The 4,892-nt window shown below is 34.2% G+C and carries 6 protein-coding genes; 4 read left to right on the top strand and 2 right to left on the bottom strand.

Annotated features, from left to right (window positions below; genetic code table 11):
- Positions 1-8: 8 nt before the first annotated feature.
- Positions 9-503 carry a kinase gene (locus JEM49_RS08000; protein ID WP_087176406.1) on the bottom strand — a complete coding sequence of 165 codons (495 nt, stop codon included), beginning with the start codon at positions 501-503 and terminating at the stop codon, positions 9-11.
- A 93-nt stretch (positions 504-596) separates the two neighbouring features.
- Between JEM49_RS08000 and JEM49_RS07995 the strand changes: the two genes are divergently transcribed.
- The 3 genes from JEM49_RS07995 to JEM49_RS07990 all read left to right on the top strand — a co-directional run bounded on the left by JEM49_RS07995 (position 597) and on the right by JEM49_RS07990 (position 2,148).
- Entirely contained in the window at positions 597-1,460 is an 864-nt protein-coding gene (locus JEM49_RS07995; protein WP_242509807.1) for an ABC transporter substrate-binding protein, read from the top strand.
- A 49-nt stretch (positions 1,461-1,509) separates the two neighbouring features.
- On the top strand, positions 1,510-1,671 hold the full coding sequence (locus tag JEM49_RS10565; protein WP_242509806.1) for a hypothetical protein: 162 nt from the start codon (positions 1,510-1,512) through the stop codon (positions 1,669-1,671).
- Positions 1,672-1,944: 273 nt separating this feature from the next.
- Positions 1,945-2,148 (top strand): DMT family transporter, encoded by a 204-nt coding sequence (locus tag JEM49_RS07990; protein ID WP_239460794.1) that lies wholly within the window; start codon positions 1,945-1,947, stop codon positions 2,146-2,148.
- 131 nt (positions 2,149-2,279) lie between these two features.
- On the opposite strand, the gene JEM49_RS07985 is transcribed toward JEM49_RS07990, so the two are convergent.
- Positions 2,280-3,647 (bottom strand): FAD-dependent oxidoreductase, encoded by a 1,368-nt coding sequence (locus tag JEM49_RS07985; protein WP_201874573.1) that lies wholly within the window; start codon positions 3,645-3,647, stop codon positions 2,280-2,282.
- A 153-nt stretch (positions 3,648-3,800) separates the two neighbouring features.
- Between JEM49_RS07985 and JEM49_RS07980 the strand changes: the two genes are divergently transcribed.
- Positions 3,801-4,892 (top strand): metallophosphoesterase family protein (locus JEM49_RS07980; RefSeq protein ID WP_201874571.1); only part of this gene is annotated, 1,092 nt, incomplete at its 3' end.

Below are 4,892 nucleotides of genomic sequence, written 5' to 3'. Positions count from 1 at the left end.
ATTCCCCTTTATCTTTTTACTACGTCATTCATCACAACTTCTAGTTCATCTTCCAAACTCATGTCAATCGTGAATTTCTTTTCGGGAATAAAACCAATATAATCCTTCTCTAGCCACCATGAACGCATTTTTTCTTCGCCAAAAGAAGAAATATGCCGTTCTTGATGCCTTTTCATTGTTTCTTCAAAAGGAATGTCAAAATAATAGGCATTAATTCTGTCTCCAAATAATTCTTTTGCTTTCTTAAACACTGGAGCATACCACTTAACATTCAAGATTTCCTCTAAAATTACGTAGTCACAATGCTCATGACCATACCCCAATAAATCCATCAACAAAGAGATTGCTGGATTATCAGCTCCATCTTTTGCATTTAACATTTCTCTTCGAACTGTATCTTGAGGAATGAGTAGAGTGTTTTTACCTATTTTCTTTTGAATTTGCTTAGATAAAGTAGTTTTGCCACTACCCGAATTACCTCTAAGAATGATTAAGTTGGACATAAGACATAAATTAACAGCATCTTTTATTGTTGCATCCCTATCAAATTCATATTCAAATCCTCGGATAGTTACTATCGGAACCATATTGCCTCTTTGTCCCATCAGCAATCCAGCGGAAGCAGCAAGCATATCACAGATAGTTTCAACATTAATTTTTCCGTTACTCTGAGTTTTTCGAAGACCATTTATTCCATAAAGCCCAACTTTGAACACGTTCAAATTAGTGCTGTTTCTACAACTAGTTCATCACAAGCAATTAAAAGCAAAAAGTTTGATGTAACTCAAGTACTTAATATGCAATATGATGAAGTAAAACATACTAAAGGTGTCAACTTTGTTGGAGAAAAGGGCATGACTTATAGTTTTATTGCCTTTAAAGTTGGAAAATGGGATGAAAAACTAGGTAAAAATGTTCAAAATCCACATGCTAAGATGAATAATCTGTCTTTACGAAAAGCTATGCTTCATGCAATGAATATCGATCAAGTCAACCAGAGATTCTTCCGTGGATTAGACTACCGCGTTAATTCATTAATTCCTGCTCAATTTGGTAAATTTCATGATGCTAAGGTTCCGGTTTATTCCTCTAATTTAGAAAAAGCAAATAAATTATTAGATCAAGCTGGCTATAAAAAAGATAAGCAAACAGGATATCGTCTACAGCCTAATGGAAAAAAGTTAACTATTAATTTAGCTGTTCACGTTTCAGATATTAATGTAGAAGCTTTATGGACAAACTATATTCAGGAATGGAAAAAGATTGGTTTGAAGGCTGAGTTTTTAACAGGACGTCCAATGGGGTTTAATAATTGGATTAATGCAATTAAATCAAGTGATCCTAGAATTGATGTTTTATCTAATGCTTGGGATCCATCAGGTGATTCCTCTCCTGCTGTATTCTATGAAGAAAAAATGCCTTATAATTTTGCCCTCTTTGTTTCACCAATGAATAAATAAATTATTAGATGAAATTGATTCTAAAAAAGCATTTAATGAAAAATACCGCGTGCAGAAAATGCATGAATGGCAACAATGGATGTATAAAAATGCATATGTCGTACCAACAACTGGTACTTATTCAATCACTGCAGTAAATTCAAAAATTACTGGATGGTCGCTTAAACCTTCAGCTGATGTTTGGTATGAAGCTGGTTTTAGCAAGAATTAATAAACCTACATTATAATCCAATTATAAATATTCTTCCTTAAAAATATAATTTCTATATTGAGATAACTGTCAAACTTTTGTAAATTTGTTAAAATTAAACTGAAAATACAATATTCTTCCCACCGGAGAACAAACTTGTAAGAGCAATTAATACACTTCATTAGGTCTTTGAAGAAGTGTATTGGTTGCTTTTTTTAGTTTTAGAAAGGAAAGAAGATGACGTGGATTTACTTAATATTAGCAGGATTATGTGAAGTTTGGTGAGCAACAGCAATGAAACTTAGCGATGGATTTCATCAGATTGGCTGGGCTATTATCACTATCATTGGCATGATAGCTAGTTTTGCAGGCTTAATTATTGCTTCGAAGCATTTACCTATTGGAATCGCCTATCCTGTTTGGACGGGTATTGGTGCAGTGGGATCTGTAATTGTAGGAGCTGTTCTTTTTCATGACCAGATGAATTGGCTTACCTAGATATTTGTAATTTTGTTTATTATTTCTATTATCGTAATAAAGATTCCTACAGGAAAATAGCATAAAAATACTCTGCAACTAACAGCTTTTGCTTAATAGTTACAGAGTATTTTTTTATTCAATTTAATTTATTAAACAATCTTATCGTAGCCTAATGCTTTTTGTGCAACTAAGTTTACCATGTTCCATTGACGATCGAAACTTGGTGAGAAGAAGAAATCAGCTTCAGCTAAATCTTCTAACGTCAATTTTTCTCTAATTGCAAGAGACAATACGTTAGCTTGACCTGTAATGTCATATGTCGACAAAGTGGAGCCACCTAAAACTTGATGGCTATTCTTGTCATAGACCAATGAAATGTAAATTTCTGGATTCTTGTCTGCTGGAATGTAATCTGGTCTCAAGGTATCCTTCAATGTAATTTCTGCCACATCCATACCAGCCTTTTCTGCATTCTTCTCGTTTAAACCAGTAGCTACAGCATGCATGCCAAATGCTTCTAGCACTTGTGCACCAACAATTCCAGTAAATGGTCTGGATGGTGTTAATTCAAATAAGTGCTCAACAACATATTGTGCTTCATGACGAGCAGCAATGGCAGATGGGATTGGAACCCGACGGTTAGCTGGAATACTATATGGGAATACGGCATCCCCAATTGCATAAATATTTGGTACATTGGTTCTAAAGTATTCATCAGTCTTGATATAACCATTGTCATAAAGATCAATAGTGCCATCAAGCCAATCTGTGTTTGGCTTAACTCCAATTGCTTCAATTACTAAATCAGTTGGAATATCGCCATGATTAGTTTTAACTGCTTCAACACGTCCGTTACCAGAAAAGCCCTTAACCAGAGTATCCATTGCTAGGTTAACGCCATTTTTAGTTAAAACTTTTTCAAAAACATCAGTGTAGGTATTGTTTAAATATTTCTCAAGTGGCTTCTTACCACCATCAATTAAAGTTACGTTCTTGCCAGCTTTGCGCATAACTTCTGCTGCAGCAATTCCATTACCAGCGCCGATGATTGCTACGTTTTTAATACTATCATCGTTTTTAGCTACTTCAATCTCTTTTGCCCAGTCGTAACCACGCATTAAAAGAACATTCTTTAAGTCACTGCCAGGTACTGAAAGCTTCGCTGGATTTACACCAGATGAAATAATCAATTTATCAAAATGAAAATCTTTCTTTTCTCCTGTTTTAACATTTTCGGCAGTTACAGTATTGGTGTAAGTATTAATTGCGGTGGCCTTAGTATTGTTATACATGTGGCCGCCTCTATTCTTTAAATCCTCGGCTCTGAAATTACGAACATCATTAATGCCAGTAGTTTCACCTTCAAGATAAAGCTTCATTCCGCAAGACATGAATGAAATATAATCAGATTGTTCTAGAACGGTGACATCAACGTTGTCATAGCGATTCAAAATTTCAAAAGCGGCCTCATGACCACCATGAGAAGCTCCGATAATAACTATTTTTCTCTTATCCATAAAAATCCTCCTAACTTTTTAGATTGAATGTTGGCTTTGTAACACTTTTACCCTAACACTTACTGTTACCAAAGTTAATTGATATGACTTAGAGCTAGATAATTTATGTTCACAAAAGAATTCCATTATAATTGATTCTAAGAAGGTGATTTAATGGTTGCTAAATTTATTACAGATAAAGATCATGCAAAATTATTTATCATTTCAGATACTCACTTAATTACCAATCAATTGCATGATAATGGATCAGCCTTTCAACGGATGAGAGATACGAGTGCTGGAAAAGATTTGGATTATCAAGAAATAGCTTTAACAGCTTTTACTCGCAAAATAATTGAAGACAAGTCTACTGCACTAATTATTACCGGCGATTTAACCTTTAACGGTGAATTAGCATCAGCTAAAAAACTACGATCTATTTTTTCTCCGTTAAAAGCGGCTGGTGTTCATCTTTTTGTTGTACCTGGAAATCATGACATTTATGATGGTTGGGCCCGTAAGTTTGAAAATGAAAAGGAATTGTACGCACAACAAATTAGTCCTTTTGACTGGAAAGCAATTTTTCCAGACGGTTATAAAAATACTGATAGTGCAGAATTGTTTTATAGTGTGAATTTAAATAGCCAGTATCACTTAATCTTTTTAGATTCTAATATTTACAGTCATCAAGGACTTACTCCAATTACTAATGGAAGAATATCCTCCAAACAATTGCAATGGCTTGAAAATGATTTAGAAAAAGCTAAAAAGAACAATCAACGCAGTTTAATATTTATGCATCATAATTTATATGACCATAATCAGGTTATTCATGGTGGTTATACTCTGGATAATACGTCAGAGTTACAAAAATTATGCACTAAATATAAAGTGACCGCTGTTTTTTCTGGACATATTCATGCGCAGAATATCGTTCGCGGTAATTCCTGTTCAACTCCAGATATAGCTAGTTCTTGTTTTGCCATGACAGATCAAGGCTATGGCATTGTTGATCTCTCACCTGCTCGCTTTTCTTATCAGCGTCACAGTTTTAACATGACACATTATTTAACTGATAAGGAAAAAGCAGAATTACCAACCGAAAATTTTCATCAATATTTAGCTGGGCTATTTAATTTCACCAATCACACTCAAATGAGCTGGCTCTATAAAGCAGTAACTGATCGAGATGAACAAACAGCAATAACTCAATTTATTGATGAATTAAACTGGAATTTCTTTATTGGAAAAAGCAACTATTCTGAA

This window comes from Lactobacillus sp. A27 (assembly GCF_016742815.1).
In the GTDB taxonomy this organism is placed as follows: Bacteria; Bacillota; Bacilli; order Lactobacillales; family Lactobacillaceae; genus Lactobacillus; species Lactobacillus gallinarum.
Note: the sequence above shows the minus strand (reverse complement) of the source record. Positions and strands in the feature narration are given on the sequence as shown.